Consider the following 1,078-nt stretch of genomic DNA (forward strand, 5'->3'; position numbering starts at 1 on the left):
TATTTGCATACGAATACTGCGGCGCGGCGCCCGACATAATCTGCATAGGCAAGGCGCTAAGCGGCGGATTTATGAGCTTTGCGGCTGTTTTGACGAACGAAAAGATCGCGCACGGCGTGAGCAGAAACGGCGGTGTTTTGATGCACGGACCGACCTTCATGGCAAATCCTCTAGCTTGTGCCGTTTCGCTTAAAAATTTAGAAATTTTATGCGCGCAGGACACGGCGCAAAAGGTCGCGCAAATCCACTCCGACCTGCAAGAGGGCTTGAAAGAGTGCAGGAGCTTAGACGGCGTGGCGGACGTTCGCACCTTGGGCGCTATCGGCGTCGTAGAGATGAAGGAGGCGGTGGACGTAGAGGCGCTGCAGGAGTTTTTCGTAAAAAGGGGCGTTTGGATCAGACCGTTTGGCAAAAACATCTATCTCATGCCACCGTTCATCACGCCCAGAAGCGATACGCAAGCGCTTTGCGAAGCGATCCGCGATGCGGTAAAATTAAAAATTTATAAAGGATAAATGTGCAAATTTTAATCGTATTTATCATATTTCTACTTTTGCTAGGCTTCTTGGAATTTCGCAAAAAGACCGCCCTTGAGGGCTTTTTGGTCGCGGACAGAAAGGCGAGCGCTTTTGAGATTGCATTTTCTATAGTAGCTACCTGCGTGGGCGGCGCAGCTACGATCGGCGTGGTATCGAATATGCAAAAGTACGGGTTTGCCGCGGTTTGGTGGCTTTTAAGCGGCGCGATCGGACTGATGATTTTAGCGATTTTTATTGCAAAAATTCTACGCGCGAGCAAGGCGCTGACATTCGCGCAGATTGCGGAAATTTTTATTGACAAAAGAGCCAGGCTCGTTAGCGCAGTCATCATTTGCGTGGCGTGGTGCGCTATCTTAGCGGCGCAGTTTAGCGCTAGCGCACGCATACTCTCGACGTTTGATCTAAATTTCAACTCCTCGCTGCTCATCGGAGGCGTGGTCATCATCGTTTATACGATTTTGGGCGGACAAAGAGCGGTCATTAGAAGCGATGTATATCAATACGCTATCGTAATCGCGGCGTTTTTGGCAGTTTTGCTC

At 49.9% G+C, this 1,078-nt stretch carries 2 protein-coding genes; both read left to right on the forward strand.

The window, feature by feature from the left end:
* Positions 1 to 515: aminotransferase class III-fold pyridoxal phosphate-dependent enzyme (locus Q0257_RS07345; RefSeq protein WP_298023451.1), on the forward strand; the 515-nt coding region annotated here is incomplete at its 5' end.
* A 2-nt stretch (positions 516 to 517) separates the two neighbouring features.
* Positions 518 to 1,078, forward strand: a 561-nt coding sequence (locus Q0257_RS07350) for a hypothetical protein (protein WP_298023454.1), incomplete at its 3' end; no start/stop codon positions are given.

Origin of the sequence: uncultured Campylobacter sp., assembly GCF_938018035.1 — a bacterium.
In the GTDB taxonomy this organism is placed as follows: Bacteria; Campylobacterota; Campylobacteria; order Campylobacterales; family Campylobacteraceae; genus Campylobacter_B.